Annotated in this window: 24 protein-coding genes; 14 read left to right on the top strand and 10 right to left on the bottom strand. The window is 70.5% G+C overall.

Features of this window, described 5'->3' with window-relative positions:
* Positions 1 to 9 precede the first annotated feature (9 nt).
* Complete coding sequence (locus tag OWR29_RS19410; protein WP_267564321.1) at positions 10 to 363, top strand: nuclear transport factor 2 family protein; 354 nt, start codon at positions 10 to 12, stop codon at positions 361 to 363.
* Positions 364 to 367: 4 nt separating this feature from the next.
* Here OWR29_RS19410 and OWR29_RS19415 read toward each other — a convergent pair whose 3' ends face one another.
* Positions 368 to 1,084, bottom strand: coding sequence for a pyrimidine reductase family protein (locus OWR29_RS19415; protein ID WP_267564322.1), 717 nt, complete (start codon positions 1,082 to 1,084; stop codon positions 368 to 370).
* Between the two features lie 331 nt (positions 1,085 to 1,415).
* On the opposite strand from OWR29_RS19415, the gene OWR29_RS19420 reads away from it, so the two are divergent.
* Together OWR29_RS19420 and OWR29_RS19425 are read left to right on the top strand one after the other, a co-directional pair.
* Entirely contained in the window at positions 1,416 to 2,123 is a 708-nt protein-coding gene (locus tag OWR29_RS19420; protein WP_267564323.1) for an ACT domain-containing protein, read from the top strand.
* A 105-nt stretch (positions 2,124 to 2,228) separates the two neighbouring features.
* Positions 2,229 to 3,272 carry a GNAT family N-acetyltransferase gene (locus OWR29_RS19425; RefSeq protein ID WP_267564324.1) on the top strand — a complete coding sequence of 348 codons (1,044 nt, stop codon included), beginning with the start codon at positions 2,229 to 2,231 and terminating at the stop codon, positions 3,270 to 3,272.
* Here OWR29_RS19425 and bsaP read toward each other — a convergent pair.
* Both bsaP and bioB read right to left on the bottom strand, forming a co-directional pair.
* A complete protein-coding gene (gene bsaP / locus OWR29_RS48285) occupies positions 3,269 to 3,445 on the bottom strand; it encodes a biotin synthase auxiliary protein BsaP (protein ID WP_438872619.1) in 177 nt (58 codons plus the stop codon). The genes OWR29_RS19425 and bsaP overlap by 4 nt on opposite strands.
* Positions 3,445 to 4,440, bottom strand: coding sequence for a biotin synthase BioB (gene bioB / locus OWR29_RS19430; RefSeq protein ID WP_267564325.1), 996 nt, complete (start codon positions 4,438 to 4,440; stop codon positions 3,445 to 3,447). Before bioB ends, bsaP begins: the two co-directional genes overlap by 1 nt.
* 180 nt (positions 4,441 to 4,620) lie before the next feature.
* On the opposite strand from bioB, the gene OWR29_RS19435 reads away from it, so the two are divergent.
* The 3 genes from OWR29_RS19435 to OWR29_RS19450 all read left to right on the top strand — a co-directional run bounded on the left by OWR29_RS19435 (position 4,621) and on the right by OWR29_RS19450 (position 9,370).
* Entirely contained in the window at positions 4,621 to 6,048 is a 1,428-nt protein-coding gene (locus tag OWR29_RS19435) for an aminotransferase class I/II-fold pyridoxal phosphate-dependent enzyme (RefSeq protein ID WP_324291252.1), read from the top strand.
* A gap of 1,082 nt (positions 6,049 to 7,130) precedes the next feature.
* Positions 7,131 to 7,919, top strand: a complete 789-nt coding sequence (gene bioD / locus OWR29_RS19445) for a dethiobiotin synthase (protein WP_438872625.1) — start codon at positions 7,131 to 7,133, stop codon at positions 7,917 to 7,919.
* A gap of 416 nt (positions 7,920 to 8,335) precedes the next feature.
* On the top strand, positions 8,336 to 9,370 hold the full coding sequence (locus OWR29_RS19450) for a hypothetical protein (RefSeq protein WP_267564326.1): 1,035 nt from the start codon (positions 8,336 to 8,338) through the stop codon (positions 9,368 to 9,370).
* A 59-nt stretch (positions 9,371 to 9,429) separates the two neighbouring features.
* On the opposite strand, the gene OWR29_RS19455 is transcribed toward OWR29_RS19450, so the two are convergent.
* The 3 genes from OWR29_RS19455 to OWR29_RS19465 are packed head-to-tail and all read right to left on the bottom strand — an operon-like array spanning position 9,430 to position 12,972.
* Positions 9,430 to 9,951, bottom strand: coding sequence for a DUF1697 domain-containing protein (locus OWR29_RS19455; protein WP_267564327.1), 522 nt, complete (start codon positions 9,949 to 9,951; stop codon positions 9,430 to 9,432).
* Positions 9,948 to 12,143: a glycoside hydrolase family 65 protein gene (locus OWR29_RS19460; RefSeq protein ID WP_267564328.1), complete on the bottom strand. Its 2,196-nt coding sequence runs from the start codon at positions 12,141 to 12,143 to the stop codon at positions 9,948 to 9,950. Before OWR29_RS19460 ends, OWR29_RS19455 begins: the two co-directional genes overlap by 4 nt.
* Positions 12,136 to 12,972, bottom strand: a complete 837-nt coding sequence (locus tag OWR29_RS19465) for a PfkB family carbohydrate kinase (protein ID WP_267564330.1) — start codon at positions 12,970 to 12,972, stop codon at positions 12,136 to 12,138. Before OWR29_RS19465 ends, OWR29_RS19460 begins: the two co-directional genes overlap by 8 nt.
* Positions 12,973 to 13,126: 154 nt before the next feature.
* Between OWR29_RS19465 and OWR29_RS19470 the strand changes: the two genes are divergently transcribed.
* The 5 genes from OWR29_RS19470 (at position 13,127) to OWR29_RS19490 (ending at position 16,977) form a co-directional block, all read left to right on the top strand.
* A complete protein-coding gene (locus OWR29_RS19470; protein WP_267564331.1) occupies positions 13,127 to 13,705 on the top strand; it encodes a GAF domain-containing protein in 579 nt (192 codons plus the stop codon).
* A gap of 34 nt (positions 13,706 to 13,739) precedes the next feature.
* Complete coding sequence (locus tag OWR29_RS19475; RefSeq protein WP_267564332.1) at positions 13,740 to 14,648, top strand: diacylglycerol/lipid kinase family protein; 909 nt, start codon at positions 13,740 to 13,742, stop codon at positions 14,646 to 14,648.
* 73 nt (positions 14,649 to 14,721) lie between these two features.
* Entirely contained in the window at positions 14,722 to 15,267 is a 546-nt protein-coding gene (locus OWR29_RS19480; RefSeq protein WP_267564333.1) for a winged helix-turn-helix domain-containing protein, read from the top strand.
* Positions 15,264 to 16,625, top strand: a complete 1,362-nt coding sequence (locus tag OWR29_RS19485; RefSeq protein WP_267564334.1) for an MFS transporter — start codon at positions 15,264 to 15,266, stop codon at positions 16,623 to 16,625. The genes OWR29_RS19480 and OWR29_RS19485 overlap by 4 nt, the downstream gene beginning before the upstream one ends.
* Positions 16,626 to 16,785: 160 nt before the next feature.
* The gene (locus OWR29_RS19490; RefSeq protein ID WP_267564335.1) at positions 16,786 to 16,977 is read left to right on the top strand and encodes a hypothetical protein; all 192 of its coding nucleotides are present in this window, start codon (positions 16,786 to 16,788) and stop codon (positions 16,975 to 16,977) included.
* 45 nt (positions 16,978 to 17,022) lie between these two features.
* On the opposite strand, the gene OWR29_RS19495 is transcribed toward OWR29_RS19490, so the two are convergent.
* The 3 genes from OWR29_RS19495 to OWR29_RS19505 are packed head-to-tail and all read right to left on the bottom strand — an operon-like array spanning position 17,023 to position 19,363.
* A complete protein-coding gene (locus OWR29_RS19495) occupies positions 17,023 to 17,691 on the bottom strand; it encodes a glycosyltransferase family 2 protein (RefSeq protein WP_267564337.1) in 669 nt (222 codons plus the stop codon).
* An 8-nt stretch (positions 17,692 to 17,699) separates the two neighbouring features.
* The gene (locus tag OWR29_RS19500) at positions 17,700 to 18,278 is read right to left on the bottom strand and encodes a YdcF family protein (protein ID WP_267564338.1); all 579 of its coding nucleotides are present in this window, start codon (positions 18,276 to 18,278) and stop codon (positions 17,700 to 17,702) included.
* Complete coding sequence (locus tag OWR29_RS19505) at positions 18,260 to 19,363, bottom strand: MBL fold metallo-hydrolase (protein WP_267564339.1); 1,104 nt, start codon at positions 19,361 to 19,363, stop codon at positions 18,260 to 18,262. Before OWR29_RS19505 ends, OWR29_RS19500 begins: the two co-directional genes overlap by 19 nt.
* A 36-nt stretch (positions 19,364 to 19,399) precedes the next feature.
* Here OWR29_RS19505 and OWR29_RS19510 point away from each other — a divergent pair, with 36 nt between their 5' ends.
* Both OWR29_RS19510 and OWR29_RS19515 read left to right on the top strand, forming a co-directional pair.
* Positions 19,400 to 19,978, top strand: a complete 579-nt coding sequence (locus tag OWR29_RS19510; RefSeq protein ID WP_267564340.1) for an LURP-one-related family protein — start codon at positions 19,400 to 19,402, stop codon at positions 19,976 to 19,978.
* Between the two features lie 10 nt (positions 19,979 to 19,988).
* On the top strand, positions 19,989 to 21,434 hold the full coding sequence (locus OWR29_RS19515) for a deoxyguanosinetriphosphate triphosphohydrolase family protein (RefSeq protein WP_267564341.1): 1,446 nt from the start codon (positions 19,989 to 19,991) through the stop codon (positions 21,432 to 21,434).
* A gap of 248 nt (positions 21,435 to 21,682) precedes the next feature.
* On the opposite strand, the gene OWR29_RS19520 is transcribed toward OWR29_RS19515, so the two are convergent.
* A complete protein-coding gene (locus tag OWR29_RS19520) occupies positions 21,683 to 22,594 on the bottom strand; it encodes a zinc-binding dehydrogenase (RefSeq protein WP_267564342.1) in 912 nt (303 codons plus the stop codon).
* 90 nt (positions 22,595 to 22,684) lie between these two features.
* Between OWR29_RS19520 and OWR29_RS19525 the strand changes: the two genes are divergently transcribed.
* Positions 22,685 to 23,404, top strand: coding sequence for a TetR/AcrR family transcriptional regulator (locus tag OWR29_RS19525; RefSeq protein WP_267564343.1), 720 nt, complete (start codon positions 22,685 to 22,687; stop codon positions 23,402 to 23,404).
* The last annotated feature ends 218 nt before the right edge of the window (positions 23,405 to 23,622 follow it).

The following is a 23,622-nucleotide window of genomic DNA, read 5'->3' on the forward strand; positions in this document are numbered from 1 at the left end:
GAGACCGCCATGACAGCCACTCAACGAGAGATCGTCGAGGAATACTTCGCCGGATTCCGCGACAGCGACCACCCGCGCATCCTCGCAACCCTCACGGAGGACGTGGAATGGATCATCCACGGCCACCGGAACACGCGCGGCAAAGCCGAGTTCGACGGCGAGATCGAGAATCCGGCCTTCACCGGCCGCCCCGAACTCGACGTCCAGCGGGTCTTCGAGGACGGCCCGGTCGTCGTCACGACGGGCGAGGGCCGCGGCGTCAGCGTCGAGCACGGCCCCTTCCGCTTCGCGTTCAACGACCTGTTCACCTTCCGGGACGGGCTCATCACCCGCGTCGACTCCTACGTCGTTCCGCTGTCCTGAGTCCTCACTCCGCCGCACGATCCGGGCTTCGGCCGTACCGCAGGAAAAGCATGTCTTCGAGCGTGAGGACGTGACGCAGGGACAGGTGACGGGCGCTGGTAGCGGACCCGGTCGAGATGCGGCCGGGGCCGCCGCCGACCAGCAGGGGCGAGACGGTCAGGCAGAGCTCGTCGACCAGGTCGGCCTCGATCAGCGAGCCGAGCAGGGTGGGGCCGCCCTCGCTGAGGATCTGGGTCGCGCCGCGCTCGTGCAGTGCCGCGATTCCGGCCCGCAGGTCGGTCACCGTGATGACCTCGGCCACCCCGGCCAGATGTGACGCGTCCGCCTGGCCGGTGGTCAGCACGATCGGGCGGATCGGGGCGTCGGAGAAGACGAGTTGGTCGACGTCCAGCCGCAGCGAGCGCGACACGATCACCATGAGCGGGAACTCGGGCAGGCCGTGGGCGAGCCGCCACTGACGGGCGGCTGGGGTCAGCCGCAGGGCGTCGTAGTTCTCCGCGCGTACGGTGCCGGAAGCGACCACCAACGCGTCGCAGACCATCCGCAGCGAGTCGAAGATCTCTTTGTCGCCCGGCCCGTGCAGGCCGCCGGACAGCCCGTCCACGGTCACCGCCCCGTCCGCGCTGGCGATGAAGTTGACCCGCAGCGTCGGCGACGGGTTGCGCGGATACAGCTCGACCAGGCCGTCGGCGCCGGACGGCCAGGCGGGGAACGACGTCATGGGCCGGGCGGGCCCGTCACGGGTGGGGTCGGTTCCTTCGTACGGTGCTGGCAGTCGCACCACGAACCGCCGCGGCACTCCTCGTGCCGCCGCTCCCGGCAGGCCTGGCAGATCACGCCCCGACCATACCGCCCGCCCGGCCCCCGTCCGGTCACTTGAATCGCACTGACGGCTGATACCAAAACCGGCATGGCCTGGTGTGATTCTCGGCATAGCCGGGCCGGCATGACGCGTCGGACACGGCGTCGCAACCGGGGCGAAACGCCGAATTGGCAGGCTGTACGCCTCAGGGGACGGCCTCGCCGCGCCGTCCACAGGCGGGAGGAGTCGCATGTTGCTGCGGGTTCGAGTCACACTGCCCGATCGCCCCGGCGCCCTCGGTCAGGTGGCCCGCACACTGGGCGTCGCCGGGGCCGACATCGTGCAGGTGGTGGTGCTGGAACGCCTGGGCGGCCGGGCCGTCGACGACTTCACCGTCGTGTGGCCGGGCGCCTCCCGCGTCGAGAGGCTGCTGGCCGGTCTGGCCGCGATTCCCGGCGTCCAGGTCGACGGGGTCTGGAAGGCGATCGGCGCCCCCGTCTCGGGCGGTCACGACGCCGAACTGCTGGCCCAGGTGGCCGCCAACCCCAGTGACGGACTGGCCACGCTGGTCGACGCCGTGCCCGGCCTGCTCGCGGCCGACTGGGCCGCGGCCGCGGTCGTCCCGGCCGACTGGGCCGCCCGGTCCGGCGCCCCGCGCACCATGCCGTCCGAGCCCGGCGTGGCCTACGCGAGCTGGCGTGCGCCCAACCCGCTGCAGCTGCCCGAGGTCACCCCGCTGCGGGCCCGCCCGCTGAGCGGCCCCAGCAGCACCCACTACGCGATCGCCCCGTTCGGCCGGGCCGGCCTGGTGCTCGTGGTCGCCCGCTCCGACGCCGACGACCTGCCCGCGGCGGCCTTCCACGTCACCGAGGTCGACCGGGTGGCGCAGCTGGTCCGCGCGGCCGCGGTGATCCTGGGCGACCGGCTCGACGCCGCCGCCGTGCCGACCCCGCTGTGATTCGACTCTCGCCGAAATCCCAGCTCAAGCAATGTCTGCTTAACAGCGGCGGAGGAGAATTGACGGTGGCAAAGCTGACGTGACTCGCCGAAAGGGGTGCCCTTCATGGCACTGTGGCGGATCCGGGCAACGGTTGACGACCGACCGGGCTACCTCTCCGTCCTGACCGCAAGCCTCGCCCTGCGGTCGGTGAACATCCTCGCCGTCCAGGTGCACACCACCGAGGCCGGCGCCGTCGACGATTTCCTCGTCGACGCGCCGGAAACCATGACCGAGACCGAGCTGCTGGCCGCCGTGGCCAAGGGCCGCGGGCGTGACGCGTTCGTCGCCCGGGCCGAGGCGCAGGGCCTGGTCGACCAGCCGACCCGGGCCCTGGCGCTGGCCGGCCGCCTGGTCCACGAACCCGACACGCTGGCCGAGGCGCTGGTCGCCCTGCTCGACGCGACCGAGGTGCGCTGGCGGCCCGAGCCGCTGACCACCCGCCCCGGTTACGAAGCGGCCCGCATGGTGCTGGCCGACCCGGCCGGCGGCTCGTTCGAGGTGCTGCGCGCGGTCCCGGCGTTCACCCCGGCCGAGTACGCGCGGGCCCAGGCCCTGGTCGAGCTGTCCGGCGCGATGCTGCGCCGGCAAGAGGGGCAGACGACGCTGCTGCTCCCCGACGGTGCCGAGCTCACACTGCGGGCGGCGACGATCGACGACTTCGACGCCGTACGCGATCTGCACGTCCGCAGTTCGGCGGCGTCCCTGCAGCGGCGCTACCTGGGCGGCGCGCCCACCGATGCGCGGCTGGGCCAGCTGCTCGAGCCGTCCGGCGCCGGGCGGACCCTGCTCGCCCTGGCCGGCGACAAGGTGGTGGCCATGGGCAACCTGCTCGCCGAGGGCGACCTGGGTGAGGTCGCCATGCTGGTCGACGACGACTGGCAGCGGCGTGGTGTCGGCACCGCCCTGCTGCGCCGGCTTTACGCGTACGCCGAACAGGCCGGCTTCGCCGCGCTCATCGCGCACACCGCGGCCGACAACGTGGCCATGCTGCGCACGCTGCGGCGCCTCGGCGGCGGCCCCGCCGACCGCGACGGCACGCTGGTCAGCGTGACCCTGCCCATCGCGGGCCACCGCCCCGCCGGCAAAGAGACCCCGGCCGCGATCTAGTTCGTTCGCGTGCCGTGCTCGACGCAGGTGGCTGTCCACCCGGTGGGCACCACCTGCACCTTCATCCGCCGGCGGCAGTCCGGGCAGAACCGCGGCGGCTCGAGCTCCCGAGCCGCCGCGCAAGCGCCGTGATCGCCTTCCGCGGCCGGCTCGCCGCACCGGTCACAGAACATCAGATGGTCGCCGACAGAGCCTTGACCGGCATCTTCAGGTCTTGCAGCAGCTCGAGGTCGGCCGTGGCCGGGCGGCCCAGCGTCGTCAGGTAGTTGCCGACGATCACCGCGTTGATGCCGCCCAGCAGCCCGTCCCGCGTGCCCAGGTCGCCCAGCGTGATCTCGCGGCCGCCGGCGAAGCGCAGGATCGTGCGCGGCATGGCCAGGCGGAAGGCGGCGATGGCGCGCAGCGCGTCCTTGCCCTCGACCACCGGCTGGTCGCCCAGCGGCGTACCCGGGCGGGGGTTGAGGAAGTTCATCGGCACCTCGTGCGGGTCGAGCTCGGCCAGCTGAGCCGCGAATTCGGCCCGCTGCTCGAGGGACTCGCCCAGGCCCAGGATGCCGCCGCAGCACACCTCCATGCCGGAGTCGCGCACCATCTTGAGGGTGCTCCAGCGCTCCTCCCACGTGTGCGTGGTCACCACGTTGGGGAAGTGCGACTGGCAGGTCTCGAGGTTGTGGTTGTAGCGGTGCACACCCATGTCGACCAGGTCGTCCACCTGTTCCTGGCTGAGCATGCCGAGGCTGGCCGCGACCTGGATGTCGACCTCGGCCTTGATCGCCTTGACGCCCTCACGCATTTGGTCCATCAGGCGGCGGTCCGGGCCACGGACGGCGGCCACGATGCAGAACTCGGTGGCCCCGGTGGCGGCCGTCTGCCTGGCCGCCTCGACCAACGACGGAATATCGAGCCAGACCGAGCGTACGGGGGAAGCGAAAAGCCCCGACTGGGAGCAGAAATGGCAATCCTCGGGGCAGCCGCCGGTCTTCAGCGAGACGATGCCCTCGACCTCGACCTCGGGGCCGCACCACTTCATGCGGACGTCGTGAGCCAGCTGCAGCAGCGCGGGAAGATCGTCGTCAGGCGACCGCAGCACTTCGAGGATCTGCGCCTCGTCGAGGCCGACACCGTCGTTGAGCACCTGGGCTGTGGCCCGGTCGAGGAGATCTGACATGCCCGTACGTTAACAAGCCTTCAGTCGTTTCAGGGGCGGTGGGCGGGGCGGTTGGATGGAAGCCTTCAGTCGTTTCAGGGGCGGTGGGCGGGGCGGTTGGATGGAGAGCTTCTGCGGGCGGAGAAGCTGTCGGTGGTGGGTGGTAGTTTCCCAATCTCGCGATCGCCTGAGGGTGTTCCCGTGGTGTTGGAGGGTGTTGTGGCGGGCTGGTTGGAGGCTCTGGACGGGCTGGCGGCAAGCCGGTCCAAGGCGGGGCTGACGCGTCGCCTGCGCCCCCGTCCGGCCGGTGACCCGGTGGTCGATCTGGCCGGCAACGACTATCTCGGCCTGGCCGTCCACCCTGCGGTGGTCGCGGCTTCGGCTCAAACCCTTGCGGCGTACGGGTTGGGAGCGACCGGTTCCCGGCTGGTGCGCGGGTCGTCGGAGGTGCACGCCGCCCTCGAAAGCGCACTCGCGTCGTGGATGGGCCTGCCGGCGGCGCTGGTGTTCTCGTCGGGCTACCTGGCCAATCTGGCCGCTGTGCGCAGTCTCACCACCGTGTGCGACCTGATCGTCTCCGACGCCTACAACCACGCCTCGCTGATCGACGGTTGCAAGATTTCCGGCGTACGCACGGTGGTGGCGCCACACAACTCGCCCGCAGCCGTCGCCGAGATCCTCGACACTCACCGACCCGCCCGAGCCCTGGTCGTCACCGAGTCGGTCTTCTCCGTCGACGGCGACCTGGCGCCGCTGGCCACCCTGCACGAGGTGACCTCGGCCCGCGGCGCGCTGCTGCTGGTCGACGACGCCCACGCCCTGGGCTTGCTGGGCTCTGCCGGCGCCGGCGGCGTCGCCGCCGCGGGCTTGTCCGGCCGCGACGACGTCATCGTCACCGCCACCCTCTCCAAGTCCCTCGGCGGCGCCGGCGGCGTGGTCGCCGGCCCGGCCGTGTTCATCCAGCACCTGATCGACACCGGCCGCACCTTCATCTACGACACCGCGCTCCCACCCGCCGTGGCCGCCGGCGTCCACGAGGCCGTCCGCATCGCTCAAGCCGCCGACGACCGCCGAGCCCTGCTACGAGCCCGCGCCCGGCAGACAGTCACCCACCTGACCGCCGCCGGCCTCCAAGTCGTCGTGCCCACCGCCGCGCAGCCGACGCCCCCTGCCATGGCGCCCGCCGATGACTCACCCGCGGCTGACTCGCAAATCGCCGTCAGTGCGGCCGGCCGGCAGACCGCCGCCGGCTCGCAGACCACCGCTGATGCCGCCGGCCCGCAGACCGCCACGCCCGCCGCCGGTGTACGGACGGTCGGCCCGCGGAGTGCCGTGCCCGCCGTTGGCACGCAAGCCGACGTGCCCGCCGCCGACCAGAGAGTTGTCGCGCCCGCCGCCGACCTGCAAGTCGCCGTGCCTGTCGCCGGCGTCCTGTCGGTGATGGCGCCTGGCCCGGAGGCGGCGCTGGTCTGGGCCGACGACTGCCGCGACCGCGGGGTGGCCGTCGGCTGCTTCCGCCCGCCGTCCACCCCCGACGGCAGCTCCCGCCTGCGCCTGACCCTGAACGCGGGAGTTTCCGACGCCGACTTCGCCCGAGCCTTGGACGTCATCGTGGAGTGCGCCCCGTGACCCGCCCCGTCCCCACCCGCCGCGACGCAGCCTCCATCCACCTGCGGGAGCTCCTGACCCGGCTCCCCGAGGCCACGGTCGTCCTCACAGCCCAGGCCGGCTCCTTCACCCTCAAGCCCGCGCCCAGCCTCGACACGATGCTGTCCGCGTCCTCCGCGCTTGCCCCCCACGAACAGCCCTCCAAAGCCGACAGCCTGGTCACGGCTGCAGTCGATTCCGCCGCATCAGCACCGCAACCCGCCGCCACCGAGCCGCCAGATGCAGGGCAGTTCGCGCCGACCGCCAACACTCGTGTCACGACCGCCGCGACGAGTGCCATCGGGCCGTTCAGCGCCGGCGCTGCCCCTGAAAACGTCGGCTACAAGCACGTCGCCCCAGCGCCGCCGGCCGAGTCGGAGCAGCTACTTCCGAGTGCCATCGAGCCATTCGGTGCCGGCGCTGCCCGTGAAACCGTCGGCTATAAGCACGTCGCCACAGCGCCGCCGGCCGAGTCGGAGCAGCTTCTTCCGGGTGCCACCGAGCCGTTGGCCACTGGCGCGGCCTCCAAGACTCTTGGCCACGCCCATGTCGCCACAGCTCCCCCGGCCGAGCCGGAAGAAGTCCCCCCGGGCGAAGCACCACCGGGAGTAGCGCCAATCTCCCCCGCGCCGATCCCCGGCCACCCGATCCCGGACGCCCCCGCGCCCATCTCGCCCGCTCCCGGCCATCCGATCCCCGACTCCCCCGCCCCCATCTCACCCGCGCCGGGCCATCCGGTGCCCGACTTCCCAGCGCCCATCTCACCCACGCCGGGCCATCCGATCCCCGACTCGCCGGTGCCTATTTCACCCGCCCCCGGTCACCCGATCCCCGACTCCCCCGCGCCGGTCTCGCCCGCGCCGGGCCATCCGGTGCCCGACTCCCCCGCGCCCATCTCGCCCGCGCCCATTTCGCCCGCGCCCATTTCGCCCGCGCCCATTTCGCCCGCGCCGGGGCATCCGGTGCCGGAGTCTGCGCCGAGCCCGGATTCTCCTGCGCCGGGCGGCACCGGCCTCGACGATCCGCCGAGCGGCGAAGCGATCAGCGCGGAGATCTCAGCCGAGCTGTCCGCGCAGGCCCCGCCCTCGGCACAGCCGGCCCCGCGGCGCCCGGAGTCCGGCGAGTGGCGCGGCATCGTACTGGTGACCGGCACCGACACCGAGGTCGGCAAGACCGTGGTCACCGCCGCTGTGGCGGCCGCGGCCCAGGCGGCCGGCCTGCGCGTCGCCGTCATCAAGCCCGGCCAGACCGGCATCTCCACCGGCGAGCCGACCGACATCGAGGTCATCACCCGCCTGGCCGCCCCCGGCACAACGCGCACCTTGGCCGAATACCCCGACCCCCTGGCCCCCTTGGCCGCCGCCACCGTGGCCGAGATGCCCCCGCTCGAGCTCTACGAAGTCGTCGACGCCATCCGCGCCGAGGCCGACAAGCATGACCTGGTGCTGGTCGAGGGCGCCGGCGGCCTGCTGGTCCCGATGGGCGTGCGCCCCTCGGGCGAGTCGTGGACGGTCGCCGACCTGGCCACGACCCTGGGCATCAGCACGATCGTGGTCGCCCGGGCCGGCCTCGGCACCCTCAACCACACCGCGCTCACGCTCGAGGCCTTGGCCCGCCGTGGCGTCCCGGCCGGCGTGGTCATCGGCTCCTGGCCGCATGACCCCGAGCTGGTGCACTGGGCCAACCTCAGCGAACTGGTCCCCCACCTGGTCGGCGCCCTGCCGGCCGGCGCGGGCCGGATGGATCCCGGCGTCTTCCGCCGCTCGGCCCCCGGCTGGCTGACCCCGTCTCTCTACGGCGTCCTGGACAACTGGCGAACCTGGGCCGAGGAGTTCGGCGAAGGCCACCACTGATAGTCGAGACGACGCCCTGTTTGATTTTGAATGACTCAGTCCACCGCCGGACTTCAATGGGTCACTCCGTCACCTTCAGGGTCCGGAAGTCGCCGATGCCTGCCGAAGAGCACCGCCTCCAGATGCAGACATGTGCCTATTGCGTTTATCAAGTCGGTCGATTCTCCATCCAAAAATAGATGAGCCGTCAGGAGAATCACGACAGTTACGAACAGGTTCCGGCAAGGTCCGCAAGCGCGACCGCCACGGCGCAAGAGTTCAAGCGAGTACGTCATATCTTCAGCGTGCGGCCGAGTTGGCGCGCCCCCGCATCTCTTGCTCAGAGTTGCCTGATCCTGACAACGCTTGCCTCGCCGACCATGCGTGAGACGATAGTTTCTTGACGAAACCTGACGGCACTAGTGTGGGCGGTGGCCATGTCAGAGCTGAACACTGACCTCGCGCAAGATCAGGCACGTCGGCGCCTGAAGCAGGCAACTCAACTCCTGCATCGCTCGGCCGGCCTTCCTAGCGCCCGGAACATCAGCATTGCCATTCGCGACCGAGACGATCTACGTGACACCGTCAGTCATGAAACGGTCAGCGGAATTCTGCGCGGTGACGGACTCCCCCGATGGTCGAAGTTGGAGTGCGTGGTTCGGGTGCTGGCCGAATGGGCGACACACAAGCCGGATCCAAACACCGTCGTCCTCGAAGTCCAAGAGATGTGGCTCGCTTGTCGACACTCGGACGAGGATGCGGGCACACCCTCTACCGGATCACTAGGTGCCGCCTCTTCGGCCGGCGAAGCGGAATTGTCGGCCGACGAGGGCACTGGCCTGAGAGTTCTGAACGAAGAAGCTCGTATTTCGCACCAGGATGAGGGCTACGAGATCGAGATTCGGCGTGATCTCCGCAACGACGGATCAACTCCTGTTACGGGATATGACGTCACTATTGTCGTCGGCCGCTATCCCGAGGAGCCGGACCGATCGCGCGAGCACCACAAGAGGCACCCTTTGATCTGGTCGGAGCTCGCCTTTGAGGCTTGGTGCGAGCGTGAGCCTCTCAGCTGGCATGCGAAGGTCAATCTCGCCAACAGGAAAGAGATAAGGGTTCTCTTCGAGAACGACAACAAGACGCTCCCGCTGAGCCCTGGATCCTCGACTACCATGTCCTATTCCTACCGCGTGTCCGGCGACAAATGGGGCCACTGGTTTTCGCGTCGCGCTCTTTTCCCGACCGATAGGCTCGTGATCGTCGCGGAGTTCCCCGAATATCTTCGCCCCGTTGTGTGGGGAGCACAGGTCGAACCACTGATGGGAGAGGCGCCAGTGCACGTCCCGGTGCGTCCACAGCGAACCGGCACAGGCCGCCTCAAGTACAAATGGCAGCTGAGCGAGGTTGTCGTCAGGCGCAGCTATCGACTGGAGTGGGGATTCCGGGACGACGCCGAAGGCCGACGTCGCTGACCCATGACATGCCCCGAAGTCTGAATCGTGGTAACCCGAGCCGCCCGAAGCTCCCTTGGCTAGAGCGTGTGGGCCAGGGCGGCCAGCTTGAGCAGGGTGGACCAGTTGCGTTCGGTGCCGTGCAGGGCCAGCCGGCGGGAGACCATCGCCGTGTTGATGGGGTTTCCGTGCACCCGGTCGTTGTAGTCGATGTAGACCTCGCGGTCGTGCAGGCGTACGTCGTCGTGTTGTTCCAGGGTTTTGATGCGGTCGGGTGCGGGGCGTTCGGCCAGGAACGTCACCCGCAGCAGCGTCGGGCGGGCTATGGCCGCGGCCGGGAAGGGGTTGGCGGCGATGATCTCGTCGAGGCGGTCGCGGCTGCGGACCATGACGGGCTGGTCGACGTCGAAGTGGTCCCGTACGACCGCCCGGATCAGCGGGCCCACCTCGAGGTCCGATTCGACCACGACGTTGCCGCTCTGCAGCAGCGTCAGCGCTCCGGGCAGGCCGGCCTCGGCCAGGCGGGCCCGCAGCGAAGCCATCGGCACCTTGTTGCGGGCGCCCAAATTGACCGCCCGCAACAAGGCCACCCAAACCGTCACGACGAGACTGTATGGCGGCGTGGCGGCCGGGGTGACGGGGGCGCCGGGATGTCGTCGACCGGGTCGATGGCGAACGTCAGCTCCTCACCGGCTCGTACGCGGACCTCTTTGCCTTCGTGGCGGAAAGTGACCTCGCCGTCCGATGTGTACGTGACCGAGTCGCGCTTGACTGTCACGCAAAGCGAGGCGCCCCGCCAGTGCAGGTGGAACGCCAAGCGCTGCAGGCCGGGAGGCAGGCGCGGGCCGAACGAGAGTTCGCCGTCGTGGTCGCGGAGGCCGCCGAAGCCCATCACCAATGCGATCCACGCCCCGGCGCAGGCCGCGATGTGCAGGCCGTCGCCGCCCGATTCGCCGCCGCCGCGCAGGTCGAGCAGCGCCGCCTCGGCCAGGTAGTCGTGCGCCAGCTGCAGGTGCCCCAGTTCGGCCGCCAGCACCGCCTGGATCGGGGCCGACAGCGACGAGTCCCGTACGGTCCGGGCCTCGTAGTACTCGAAGTTGCGCCGTTTCTCGTCGGGGGTGAACGCGTCGCTCCGCGTCATCATGGCCAGCACCAGGTCGGCCTGCTTGACCACCTGTTTGCGGTACAGGTTCAGGTAGTGGTGGCTCAGCATGAGCGGGTAGTCGTGGTCGGTGAAGGTCCACTCGGGCAGCCGGGTGAAGCCGGCGGCCTGCTCGTGCACCCGGCGGCGCTCGGAGTAGGGCAGGCTCAGGGGCAGCTCGACGCCGACCGCGGCCAGGTTCTGCTGGGCCATCAGGTTGGTGTAGATGTTGTCGTCCATCAGGGCCGTGTACTCGTCGGGGCCGGTCACCCCCGCGATGTGGGCGACGCCCTCGTCGTCGGTGTAGGCCACCGACTTCCACAAGTTCGCCGTCTCGGTCAGCAGCTCGTGGCCGGCCTCGCGCATGAACTCGTCGTCGCCGGTGGCCGCGTGGTAGCGCAGCACGGCGTCGGCGATGTCCGCGTTGACGTGCAGCGCCGCCGTGCCCGCGGGCCAGTAGCCGGAGCATTCGGGTCCGCTGATCGTGCGCCAGGGGAAGGCCGCGCCCTGCAGACCCAGCTCACGAGCCCGGTCGCGGGCGTGGCCGAGGGTGCTGTGCCGCCACTTCAGCGCGGGGCCGACGCAGCCGGGGTGGGTGTAGGTCAGCATCCGCAGCACGTACGTCTCGGTGTCCCACAGCGTATGCCCGTCGTACCCGTTGCCGGTGAGCCCCTTGGCCGGGATCGGGTGCGGACCGGCCTGGGCGCCCGCCTGCAGCACATGGAACAGCCCGAACCGGACTGCCTGTTGGATGTCCGGGTCGCCGTCCACTTCGACGTCGGCCCCGGCCCAGAAGTCGTCGAGGTATTCGCGCTGCTCGGCGGCCAGCGTGTCGAAGCCGTCCCGGGCCGCCACGTCACGGTCGGTCACGGCCTGGTCCGAGGCGGGCCAGTGGTAGGCGAGGAACTTTTCGAAGGTGATCTCGCCCCGCCCGGTGGTGGTCCAGCGGATCAGCTCGGGCGACGACGAGATCGTGCCCTCCGCGCCGGTGTGCGTGACGGCGGCCGCGACCGAGATGTTGCTGCGGCGCGTGCGGCACACCAGCTGGTCATCGTCGTGCGACACCGGCTCGAACGGATCCTGGAAGATGGCGCTGGCCCGCGGGTCGTCCTCGCGCGGGGACGGCAGTTCCTCGTCGACGACCAGGTCGGACTCGATACGCAACTCCGCCTCGGCGCGCACCGAGTAACGCATGGCCGCCACCGACGGCCGTACGAAAGAAACCAGCCTTTCCGTACGTAACCAGAGCGCAACTCCGCTCGGTGACACCCACTCGACCTCTCGGGTGAGCGTGCCCGCGCGAAGGTCGAGCACCCGCTCGTGGCGGCGCACCTCACCCGTACGCAAATCGAAGCTCTCGCCGTCGACGGCCAGCGAGATCCGCTTGCCGTTGGGCCCGTTCACGATCGTCTGCGTGCGCTCCGGGAACCCGTACCCCTCCTCGGGATACTGCAGGTCACGCTCCTCGAACAGCGAGTTGAGGAACGTGCCCGGCATGCCCCCGAGGTGCGGCTCCTCCAGGTTGCCGCGCAGGCCGACGTGCCCGTTGGCCAGCGCGAAGATCGACTCGCCCTGCAGCAGCTCGCCGTCCTCCTCGACGGGGGCGCCGACCTCACGCACGATCCACGGCTCGGCCGGTGCGATCTCAGACATTGCGCAGCTCCGGTCGTCCGCTCACGTGACCGACCGTAGCGCCGGACGCGGCCGTCGCCCTACGCGCCGCTTGCTCGTACGAGTCACCGGCCAGCAGTGCCGCGGTCAGCCCGGCTACAAAGGCGTCCCCGCCGCCGGTCGTGTCGACCACCTTCACATCGCCCAGCGGCACCTTGACCTGCCCGCCCCGCCACACGAAGAGGTTGCCGTCCTCCTGGGCCAGGGCCAGCAGCTTCGGCCCGTAGTCCAGAACTCCTTCGTCCAGTCCAGCGGACTCCTGCTCGTCGGCGCGCACCACATCGGCGTACCGCAGAAGTTCTTTGTTCTTGATCTCGCCGTCGAGCACGACCAGCTTGCCAGCCTCGTGCCCGATCCGCGCCGCGGCCAGCGTCGCCGCCTCGGGTTGCTGCAATTGCACGAGTACGGCGTCCGAGCCCGCGATGATTTTTCGGGCGCGCAGTACGTCGGCCTCTTCGAGCAGCACGGCCGGCGGCAGGTCCTCGATGTAGCGGTAGCTGCCGTCGGGCTCCAGAATCTCGACGATCAGGCCGGTGAGCGCACCCGACCGGCGAACGACCGGGCGTACGTCGATCCCGTCCCGCCGAGCCTGGTCGAGCAGCACGTCGCCGATCACGTCGTCGCCCGCCACCGCGACCAGCGACGGCCGCACGCCGAGCTGGGCCAGGGCCACCGCCTGATTGGCACCTTTGCCGCCAAGTTGCTCATGGCGACTGCCCGCGGACGCCGAACTGCTCGGCTCGGGTAATTGATCAACGGTGAGGACGAGGTCACGGGCCAGTTGCCCGATCACGGCGGCGGTAGATGTCACGCGTCAGCTTGTACCCAGCGACCGACAATTTGTGCGACTTTCGTAGCTGAGCCTTGACTGTGAGCGCAATTCGACCATCGAGAGCATTGCAGGACACCGATGCCCTTTCTAGGCTCTCTGGCACTGCCGTCGAATGTGAGGGGGATCACCGGCCATGACCAACAGCAATCCCGTGTCGTCGAACGCGTACGAGTACCTGGACAACGTCGGTCCGGAGGAGCAGGCGCGGCTCGAGGCCGTCCGTCGCTACCGGCTGGTCGATCAGCCGGTCGAGGACGCGTACGACCGGATCGCGTTCGTCGCCGGCGCCATCTTCAACACCCCGATCGCGACGGTGTCGCTGGTGGAGCAGGACAAGGTGTGGCTGGCCGCGTGCCAGGGCCTGGTCGGCGTCCGCGAGGTCGGCAAGGAGCCGGGTCTGTGTGCGTCGGTCATCGCCCAGGACGACGTCTACGTGATCAACAACGCGGCGGTCGACCCGCGCACGCTCGAGCACCCGCTGGTCCGGGGCGAGCTCGGCCTGCGCTTCTACGCCGCGGCCCCGATCCGCACCCACGACGGCTACCGGCTCGGCACGGTCAACGTGATCGACAACAAGCCCCGCGAGGCCACCGAACGGCAGCTGCAGGCGCTGGAGCACCTGGCCTCGATGGTCTCCGACGAGCTCGAGCTGCGCCTCATGGTGATCCGCAGCGCAGCCGCCGAGCAGCGCATGCGGGAAACGGTCAGCTGATTACGATTCCGGCGCTTCGGGTAGTGCGCAGCTCATGCGTACCCCCCGCAGAATCGCCGTAGTCGCGCATCAGAAGAAGACGCTGGGCGGCGGCCTGGACGAGTTGCGCCGCCGCCTCAGCGACGCCGGCATCGAGGACCTGGCCTGGTACGAGGTGCCCAAGAGCAAGAAGGCGCCCAAGGCCGTTGCTGCCGCGCTGAAGGACAAGCCGGACAGGCTGCTGGTCTGGGGCGGCGACGGCATGGTGCAGCGCTCGATCGACGTCGTGGCGCACGCCGGCTCCAAGGTGCCGGTCGGCATTCTTCCGGCCGGCACGGGCAACCTGCTGGCCACCAACCTGGGCATCCCGGACACGCTCGAAGAGGCGGTCGAGGTCGCGCTGCACGGCGAGGACAAGCCCATCGACCTGGGCAAACTCGACGGCGAGTACTTCGGCGTGATGGCCGGCATCGGCTTCGACGGCGCGATGATCAACGACGCCGACCGCAACCTCAAGGACAGGCTGGGCAAGCTGGCGTACGTATGGGCCGGCCTGCGCCACGTCAACGGCGAGGCGGCCACGGCGACCATCAAGGTCGACGGCACCAAGTGGTTCGAGGACGAGGCCAGCTGCGTGCTGATCGGCAACGTCAGCAAGATCACCGGCGGCATCAAGGCGTTCGACGACGCCAAGCCCGACGACGGCTGGCTCGACGTCGGCGTGGCCACGGCCCAGGGCGCGATGCAGTGGGCGCGCGCTCTCGGGACGATGGCGGTGGGCCGCAGCGACAGTTCCCCCTTCGTCCGTACGACCCGGGCCCGCCGCATCGACGTCGAGCTCGAGTCGAAGATGGAATACGAACTGGACGGCGGCGCCCGCACCAAGACGAAGTCCTTCTCGGCCAAGGTCTCACCGGGCGCCGTGAAGATCTGCGTCCCGCGGGAGCCGTCCTCCGTTTCCTGACACACCTCATGAAGGCTCCGGCCTTCCTCTTGCCGCGCTTGCAAAGGATCCTTTGCAAAGATACCTTTGCGTCATGGCTGACGATGCTGTCGCGCTGGATCCGCGGACTCTGCGGGGGCTGGCGCATCCGTTGCGCGTGCGGATGTTGAACCTGCTGCGGGAACGCGGGCCCTCGACGGCCAGCAAGCTGGCCGAGCGGCTGGGCCAGTCGAGCGGGGCCACCAGCTATCACCTGCGCCAACTGGCCGCGTACGGCTTCGTCGAGGAGGACCCCGACCGGGGCACCGCCCGGGAACGTTGGTGGCGGGCCGCCCATCAACGCACCACACTCGACCCGGCGACCGGGCGCGCGGCGGAGGGCAGCGCCGAGGGCTACCTGCGAGCCGTGGCGGCGGCCGACTTCCAGCGCGTCGAGGCGACCATCGCCGACCTGCCGACGATGTCCGAGGGCTGGCAGGACGCGTTCTACTTGGCCACCGAGCAGCCGCGCCTCTCCGTGAGCCAGGCCGCCGAGCTGAGCCGCCGGTTCAAGGCCCTGCTCGACGAGTACGCCGCCCAGGCCCCCGAGGACGCGGCCCGGGTGAGCGTGCAGTGGCAGATCCTCCCGATGTCCGAATGAGACCGCTGCCCGGGCTGCTCGCGGCCGAGACGGTTTCGCTGGCCGGCAGCCACATCGCCACGGTCGCGGTGCCGTGGCTGGTGCTGGTCACGACCGGCTCGGCTACGCGGGTCGGGGTGGTCGCGCTCGCTCAGACGCTGCCGTTCGTGCTGGCCGGGGTGCTGGGTGGCGCGCTGGTCGACCGCACGGGTCCGCGCCGCGTCGCCATCGCGGCCGACGTGGTCAGCGCCATCACGGTCGGCCTGATCCCGTTGCTGCACCTGTTCGGTCAGCTGACCTTCGGCCGCCTGGTCGCGACGGTCGCGGTCTCGGGCGCGGTCGCCGGCTGCGGCGCCGTCGCCAAGCGGGCGCTCCTGCCGGTGGCGGTCGAGGTTTCCGGTACGCCGATGGGCCGCGCCACCGGCCTGTTCGAAGGCCTGTCCCGAGCCGCACTTCTCGTCGGCCTGCCGTTGGGCGGCATCCTCGTAGCCTCCTTCGGCCCGGCGACAGTCCTGCTGATCGATGCCGCCTCGTTCGCCGTGGCCGCCGTCCTGGTCACGACCACCGTCCGCTTTCCCGCCGCCGATCATCAGACAGCCGGAAGCGCTGTTGCACCGGCCGCTCCCGCGGCTGCCGACCCTCCTCCCCAGACACGTGCGGGCGTGGCTACTCGCGGTATCGCGGCGGGGTTCGCCTTTCTGCGGCGCGACCGGCTGATCCTGGCCGTCACCGCGATGCTCTTCTTCACGAATCTCGCCGATCAGGCCTACATCGCGGTCTTCCTACCGGTCTGGGTACGCGAGACCGGTGCCGGCCCGGCCGCGTTCGGGCTGGTGGGCGGCGTCTTCGGGTTGGGGGCTGTGCTCGGCGCGACGGCCTACTCGATCCTCGCTGTGCGGGTGCCGCGGGCGCTGACCTTCGTCGTCTGCTTCCTGATCGCCGGCTCGCCGCGGCTGTTCACGCTGGCTCTCAGCAACGAGTTGTGGCTGATCCTGGCGGTGGCGTTCGGGGCGGGCCTGGCCATCGCGGCGGTCAACCCGATCCTGATGGCGGTCGGCTACGAACGCATCCCGGCCCACCTGCGGGGCCGGGTGCTCGGCGTGATCGGCGCCCTCTCGTACGCCGGGCTCCCCCTCGGCGGCCTGCTCGGCGGCCTGGCCGTCGACGGCACCGGCCTGCGCGCCGCCCTGCTGTCCGCGGGCGCCCTCTACCTCGCCGTGACCCTGGCCCCGCTCTTCTTCCTGAGCCGCCTGACCCGATCACTAGAGCCTCCGGCATCAGTTGAGCCGTCGACATCAGGAGACGCCAGTACGTCCCTATACGGCGGCCCATCAGACGCGGCAGACCACCCGAGAACGCCGTCCGCGACAGTCGGATAAGCGACAAGACACTTTCGTTCCCCGACGAGCCGTTTACATCCGTATTCGCCCGTATATCCCCTGGATTGTGGGCCCGCTCGACCCCACACTGGCGATCACTCATCCGGCACCGCTACGCATCGCCAGGGGGTTCGCCATGCCGTTCCACCCGAGTTCCGCAGTGAGCGTCGCAGTCCTGCTGCTCGTGGCCGCCGCCATCGTCGCCGGCTTCCACGCCAGCCGCCGTCCGCCCGCCCGGCGCCCGGCCCGAGCCACCCGCCCGCACGCCTGGGTGCCCACCGCCGGCTTCCTGACGGCGACGGCCCTCCTGTTCGCCCTCCTCTTCGCCGCCGCCTTCACCGCCGGCAGCTGAGCCGCCCGTCGTCGGCCCACGCTGAGCCGCGGGCCGACGAGGGCGCTAGAGCGAGAACCGATCCACGATCACGAACCGCAGCAGCGCCCGATACACCCGTACGGCATCGCTCATCGACCCGAAATGCGACGACGCGTTCCCGCCCAGGTAAGTGGTCGCGATCTCCACCTGCTCGATCGGGTGGCCGCCGCGCACCGCCGCCAGCAGCACGTTCATCTCGTACTCGAACCGCTCGCCGGGCACGCCGACCAGCCAGCCCAGCATCGAGCCCGGATATCCCCGCAGCCCGGTCTGGGTGTCCCGCACCCAGCGCCCGGTCGCCGCCCGGAACAGCTCCCGCGTGATCGCGTTACCCAGCCGCGACCGCGGGGGCATCCGCCGTACTCGCCGCACGCCCAGCACCAGGTGGTCGCCCTCAGCCACCCGCGAGGCGACCCGCAGAATGTCCGCGGCGCTGTGCTGACCGTCCCCGTCCGCGCACACCACCGGCTCACCCGGATACGCAGAGGCGATGTGCGCGAACCCGGTCCGCAGCGCCGCCCCCTTGCCACGGTTCACCGGATGCCGCAGCACCGTGCACCCCGGCATCTCCACCGGCTTCGTCGAACCGTCGTCGACCAGCACCACAGCGCACGACGGATCGGCCGCACGGACGTCGGCCACCAGACGGGACAACCCGCCACCCGGCTGATAAACCGGCACAAGCACCACCATGCGCGCTGCTATACCCCGCGGCGCAACATCGTTACCATCCGTCGCTCCCGGCGCAGCAGCACAGCCGGATCGCGGACGCCCAGGAAGCAGACACGCGACGCGGCCCGCACCCCGTACTCGAAAAGACCGCCCCTCGGCAGCCCCGACGCCGGCACATCAACCAGGGCGGCGCCGCGCAACCCCAGCACCTTGCCCGCCAGGAAACGGGCCCGCGGCAGGTGCCAGGCGTGCGTGACCAGCCCGAGCGGCCGCCCGGGCCCCAGCCGCAACCCGTCGAGCAGCCCGTCCTGCGCCACGTGCAGCAGGTTCTCCAGAGTGCTCCGCGACCGGCACTCGATCCGTACGACGTCCGGGTTCATCCCCATCGAGACCGCGGCCGCCCGCATGAGGTCGGCCTCGCGGCACCCCGGAGGCGGCTCGGCGGCACCCGATCGGGCCTGCTCCCAGCCCCCGGAAAACACGACCCTTTCCACGTACGGATAGGAAACCGCAGCCCGCACCCGGGCCAGACTGCCGGCCGAGAGGCCGGAGGCGGTCAAGCCGTTGCCGAGGACCAGGAGCGCGGCCGCTACGCGATCTGCTGCCACCAGCCGTCCACCGCGGGCGGGTTGTCGACGTCGACGCGCTCACCCGGACGCGGCACGGCCAGCCGGACGTCGCGGGCCTTGGCCTCACGCCAGGTGCGGTCGGCCGGCTCGGGCCACTCGTGCAGGGCCAGGTTGAACGTCGCCCAGTGGACCGGGATCATCAGGCCGCCGCGCACGTCGACGTGGGTGGCCACGCCGTCTTCCGGGAACATGTGGATGTCGGGCCAGTTCTCGCTGTACGCCCCGATCTGCACCAGCGTGACGTCGAACGGGCCGTGCTTCTCGCCGATCTCGGCGAAGCCGGGGAAGTAGCCGGTGTCGCCCGAGTAGAAGACCTTGCGGGTCGGCCCGTTGATCACCCAGCTGGCCCACAGCGTGCCGTCACGGCCGAACCCGCGCCCGCTGAAGTGCCGGGCCGCGGTGGCGATGAACTCGAGCCCGGCCACGCGGTGGGTGTCGTTCCAGTCCATCTCGACGATGCGGGTGGCCGGCACGCCCCAGCGCTCGAGGTGAGCGCCCACGCCCAGCGGCACCAGGAAGGGCGCCGCCTGCAGGTCGACCAGGTTCTGGATGGTTTCCATGTCCAGGTGGTCGTAGTGGTCGTGCGAGATCAGCACGGCGTCCAGCGGCGGCAGGTCGCGCAGGGCGACCGGCGGCTGATGCAGGCGCTTGGGCCCGCTGATCTGCGACGGCGAGCAGCGTTCGCTCCACACCGGGTCGAGCAGGACGCGCTTGCCCTCGATCTCGACCAGGGCGGAGGAGTGGCCGTACCAGGTGACGTGCAGCCCGTCGGCGGTGGCGCCCGGGTCGGGAGTGACCAGCGGGATCGGCAGGCGCGGGTGGCGGCGCTCGCGGTCGCGCAGGGTCTCGGCGAAGATCTTCGGCATCGACGAGGCGGCGAGCATGGTGGCCGGGACGCTGTTGCGGAACTTGCCCTCGGAGAACTGGGGCGAGGCCTGCATGCGGGCCAGCCGCTCACCCTTGGCCCGGCCGCCCATCTGGCGCGGGATCTCCCGCGCGACCCACACCGCCGCGGCCCCCACGGCCAGCGCAATAAGAGATCCAGTACGTGCTCGCTTCGCCATCAGACCAGTTTGCCAGGTGTGACACACTGCTCAGCCGTGACTGTCGACACCCTTCAAACTCAGCAGCAGCTGATCATCCGTCAGCGCATCCGGCTGATGGTCAACCAATACGAGATCCACGCCGTCACCCCCGACGGCCAGGAGGCCGGTCTCCTCGCCTTCGCGCAGCAGAAGCGCATGGCATTCAAGGAGCAGGTCACGCTGTACGCCGACGACACCAAGCAGGTGCCGGTCTTCGGCTTCAAGGCGCGCCAGCGCATCGACCTCGGGGCCACCTACGACGTGACCGACGCCAACGGCGCCGCGATCGGCCTGTTCAAGAAGAACTTCAAAGAGTCGCTGATCCGCTCGACCTGGCACCTCGAGCAGCCCGGCTTCGGCGAGATGATCGGCCGCGAGACCAACCAGCTGGTGGCGATCCTGCGCCGCTTCGTCGAGTCGCTGTCGTGGCTGCCCTACCACTTCGACTTCGTGCTGGCCGACCGTCCGGTCTTCTCGGTCGTCAAGAAGTGGGGCCTGCGCGACCGCTACGTCGTGACGATCCACGACCCGCAGGTCGACCGTCGCCTGGTCGCGGCCATGTCCGTCGCCTTGGACGCGCTGCAGGCCCGGTAATCTCGTCCGGATGGACGACCCACGGGCTCAACGCCTCTTCGGCGACCGGCTGGTCGCCCCCGGCGACCTCGCCTCCAGCCCGTTCCGCGTCGACCGCGACCGCATCGTCGCGTCGCCGTTCTTCGCCCGGCTCGCCGGCGTCACCCAGGTCATCAGCCCGGGCGGCGCCGGCCTGCTGGTGCACAACCGGATGACCCACAGCCTCAAGGTGGCCCAGGTGGCCCGGGCCATCGCTGAGCGGGTCGACCCCGACCTGGCCGACAAGCTGGGCGGCTGTGACCCCGACGTGGTCGAGGCGGCCGCCCTGGCCCACGACCTGGGTCACCCGCCGTTCGGCCACCTGGGCGAGCGGGTGCTCGACCGGGTCGCCCGCCAGCGGCTCAAGCTGCGCGACGGCTTCGAGGGCAACGCCCAGTCGTACCGCATAGTCACCAGCACCGAGAGCCGCGGCCAGGCCACCATCGGGCTCAACCTGACCAACGCCGTCCGGGCCGCGATTTTGAAATACCCGTGGACCCGCCGCGACCCGCAGCGCTTCATGGACCCGGCCCCCCGCGGCGCCGCCCCGCCCACCGACGACCCCGAGGCCGGCTCGCTGAAGTTCGGCGCCTACTCGACCGAGGCGGCCGACATGCACGCCGCCCGGGCCCCGTTCGCGGGCCGGGTCGCCGACTGGCAGCAGACCGTCGAGGCCTCGGTCATGGACACGGCCGACGACATCGCGTACGCCATCCACGACCTCGAGGACGTGCACCGGGTCGGCGTCCTGCAGCAGGGCGCCGTCGCCACCGAGCTGATGGCCTGGCAGCGCTGGGGCCCTTCCACCGATCTGACCCGCGCCGGCGGCGCCATCGAGTCCCTGCGCCGCCAGCTGCACCGCAAGGACGCCTGGATGGCCGACGACGACGCGTTCGCCGCCGCCGTCGAGCTGGTCCGGGCCGAACTGGTCGACGGCCTGCTGGCCCGCCCCTTCGACGGCTCACTCGACGCCGAGTCCCAGGTCGCGGCGTTCTCCGCCACCTGGACGCGCCGCCTGGTCGAATCGGTCGAGACGATCGCCGACCCCGCCGTCCGCTCCGGCCACGTCCAGCTCGCGACAGCCCAGTGGCACGAGGTGCAGATCCTCAAGTTCGTCCAGAACCGTTTCGTGCTGGCCCGCCCCGACCTGGCCCTGCACCAGCGCGGCCAGGGCCGGCTCGTCTCCTCGCTGGTCGACGCCCTGATGGCCTGGCTGATCGACCCCGACGAAGAGAACCGCATCCCCAGCCGCCTGCGCGACCTGGTCGAACTGGCCGAGGCCGAGCTGCCCGCGGGCACTCCCGAACGCGTCGACCGGGCCCGCGGCCGCGCCGTCATCGACTTCGTGGCCGGCCTGACCGACAACCAGGCGGTGGGGTTGATGCAGGCGCTGTCCGGGAAATCCCGCCAACTCTGGACGGATGCGTTCGTTCTATAGGCAGGCTCAACGGCAAGATCCAAATCTGGATGTCGTAGCGGGGTGGGGGGTTACAGACCGTCGCTCCCGCCGAGGGCCGCGGCGGGGTGAGCTGGCCGCTGGCGCGTCCAGAACGCTCACCCCACCACGGCGACCTGCGTGAGTGGTTGCGCTCGAACCCAACCCCGAAACGCCGTCCGAGCTCCCGCGGAAGTCCGACAGCCCGCCCGTGGCGTTCGCGCGGCGGGCGTCGCGCTCAAGGCGGCGGCTCAGGGCTGGTCGAGTTCCTGGGGGTGCAGGACGATTCGGCCGTGGAGCTTGCGGTCGGCCAGAGCTCGATAGGCGTCCTGCACTGCCGCCAAAGGGAAGCCGGCGGCGATGGGGATGTGCAGCTCGCCGGCGGCGGCCAGCTCGGCGAGCTCGGCCAGGGCCGGGGTGCCGCCGGCGTCGGTCGTGCCGAGCGCCTTGACGCCCTTCTCGTGGGCGCCGCGGTAGTCGACCACCGTGTCGATCCGCTCGCGAGGCACGTCCAGCGCGAGGGCGAGATCGATGTAGCCGCCGCCGACCGCGTCGATGAACGCGCTCACCGGCTGTTGCCCGGCCGCGTCGAGGATGCGCTCCTGTTCGCCTTCGCCGTAGCGGACGGGCTCGATGCCGTGGCGCCGGAGCAGGTCGAAGTGGACCTCGCTGGTCAAGCCGAGCACGGTCGCCCCGGCCCGGACGGCCAACTGGGCCGCGGTGAAGCCGACGCCGCCCGAGGCCCCCGAGATCACAATCGTCTCGCCCGGCTGCGGGGCGACCGCCTTGACCGCGCCCAGGCCGGCCATCGGCGTGGTGTAGAGCGAGCCGGCCACGTCCCACGAGAGGGCATCCGGCTTCCTGACCAGCTGGGCCGCCGGAATGGCGACCAGCTCGGCGTGGGCGTCCCAACTCTGCAACCACCCGAGAACGGCGTCCCCGGCGGCGAAGTCGTGCACGTCGTCGCCCACCGCGACGACCACACCGGCCAGATCTCGTCCCGGCGTGTATGAGCTGCCGTTCAGCGCCGGCAGCGCTCCCGGATTGAGAGCGCCGACCTCGACCCGGACGACCACCTCGTCGGGGCCGGCCACCGGCTCGGGAACGTCGTCGAGGTAGAGCTGATCGATGCCGCCGAACCGGTCGTAGCGAACTGCCTTCATGAGTGCCTCCCTCGTAGCTGGTATCAAGGGAAGCACTAAATTGATTCCACCGGAAGCATCATGTTAGCAACGTCGCGTTATCGTGGTTACGTGACTGCCGCTGCTGCCCGACGCGCCGATGTCCGGTCCCGCATCGTCACGCTGGCCGCGCAGATGCTGCGGGAGGAGGGGCCGGCCGCGGTGACCACCCGGGGCGTCGCCGAGCGGGCCGGCATGCAGGCGCCGATCATCTACCGCCTCTTCGGCGACAAGGACGGCCTGCTCGACGCCGTGGCCGAACACGTCATGGCAGGCCAGGTCGCGGCGAAGACGGAGGCCACACCCGCCGACTCGGATCCCCTGCAGGACCTGCATGCGACCTGGCTGGCCCAGATCGAGTTCGGCGTGAACCACCCGGCCTTGTTCCGCCTGCTGAGCGACCCCGACCGCGTCCGGCAGTCAGCGGCGGCCCGCGCCGGCCGCGAGGCGCTGGGAGCGCAGGTGAGCCGCATAGCCGCCGCCGGCCGGCTCCGGCTCAGCGAGCAGCGCGCCGTAGCCGTCATTCAGGCCGCCGCCGTCGGAACGATCCAGACCCTGCTGGCGACCCCACCCGAGCTCACCGACCCCGCCCTACCCGCAACGATGTGGGACGCCGTGCTGAGCCAAATCCTCACCGACGCCCCACCTGCCACCAGCCAAGACACCGTCGCCGCCACCGTGACCTTCCGCGCCCACGTCCCCCGCCTCGACGCCCTGACCCCTTCCGAGCGCCAACTACTGACCGACTGGCTCGACCGAGTCCTCACCCACAACCCCCAACCCGCTGACTAGCACCTCACAAAGCCCGCCGCCACCCCATCGATCAGCACCCTCAGAGCCGACACCACACCGCCACAGCACACCCGCTCCGCAGGCGAGTTCACCCCAGCCGACACGCAACTTCCCGCAGCCTTCCCCCCACACCTGCCCCCAGCTCACGGGCCCAACGAGGCGCGCAAGAGCCGTGACGACGAGGGCGTCCGCAGACAAACGCACCGGCAAGGCGCGAG

The sequence above is a fragment of the Paractinoplanes pyxinae genome, from assembly GCF_026626335.1.
GTDB lineage: Bacteria > Actinomycetota > Actinomycetes > Mycobacteriales > Micromonosporaceae > Actinoplanes > Actinoplanes pyxinae.

What these genes read in the sequence shown, in the direction of transcription:
- OWR29_RS19470 (WP_267564331.1), top strand. Translation starts at nt 13,127, where the DNA reads ATGACCAACAGCAATCCCGTGTCGTCGAACGCGTACGAGTACCTGGAC.
- OWR29_RS19425 (WP_267564324.1), top strand. Translation starts at nt 2,229, where the DNA reads ATGGCACTGTGGCGGATCCGGGCAACGGTTGACGACCGACCGGGCTAC.
- OWR29_RS19480 (WP_267564333.1), top strand. Translation starts at nt 14,722, where the DNA reads ATGGCTGACGATGCTGTCGCGCTGGATCCGCGGACTCTGCGGGGGCTG.
- OWR29_RS19520 (WP_267564342.1), bottom strand. Translation starts at nt 22,594, where the DNA reads ATGAAGGCAGTTCGCTACGACCGGTTCGGCGGCATCGATCAGCTCTAC.
- OWR29_RS19485 (WP_267564334.1), top strand. Translation starts at nt 15,264, where the DNA reads ATGAGACCGCTGCCCGGGCTGCTCGCGGCCGAGACGGTTTCGCTGGCC.
- OWR29_RS19515 (WP_267564341.1), top strand. Translation starts at nt 19,989, where the DNA reads ATGGACGACCCACGGGCTCAACGCCTCTTCGGCGACCGGCTGGTCGCC.
- OWR29_RS19505 (WP_267564339.1), bottom strand. Translation starts at nt 19,363, where the DNA reads ATGGCGAAGCGAGCACGTACTGGATCTCTTATTGCGCTGGCCGTGGGG.
- OWR29_RS19460 (WP_267564328.1), bottom strand. Translation starts at nt 12,143, where the DNA reads ATGTCTGAGATCGCACCGGCCGAGCCGTGGATCGTGCGTGAGGTCGGC.
- OWR29_RS19415 (WP_267564322.1), bottom strand. Translation starts at nt 1,084, where the DNA reads ATGACGTCGTTCCCCGCCTGGCCGTCCGGCGCCGACGGCCTGGTCGAG.
- bioB (WP_267564325.1), bottom strand. Translation starts at nt 4,440, where the DNA reads ATGTCAGATCTCCTCGACCGGGCCACAGCCCAGGTGCTCAACGACGGT.
- OWR29_RS19450 (WP_267564326.1), top strand. Translation starts at nt 8,336, where the DNA reads ATGTCAGAGCTGAACACTGACCTCGCGCAAGATCAGGCACGTCGGCGC.
- OWR29_RS19495 (WP_267564337.1), bottom strand. Translation starts at nt 17,691, where the DNA reads ATGGTGGTGCTTGTGCCGGTTTATCAGCCGGGTGGCGGGTTGTCCCGT.
- bsaP (WP_438872619.1), bottom strand. Translation starts at nt 3,445, where the DNA reads ATGTTCTGTGACCGGTGCGGCGAGCCGGCCGCGGAAGGCGATCACGGC.
- OWR29_RS19410 (WP_267564321.1), top strand. Translation starts at nt 10, where the DNA reads ATGACAGCCACTCAACGAGAGATCGTCGAGGAATACTTCGCCGGATTC.
- OWR29_RS19475 (WP_267564332.1), top strand. Translation starts at nt 13,740, where the DNA reads ATGCGTACCCCCCGCAGAATCGCCGTAGTCGCGCATCAGAAGAAGACG.
- OWR29_RS19420 (WP_267564323.1), top strand. Translation starts at nt 1,416, where the DNA reads ATGTTGCTGCGGGTTCGAGTCACACTGCCCGATCGCCCCGGCGCCCTC.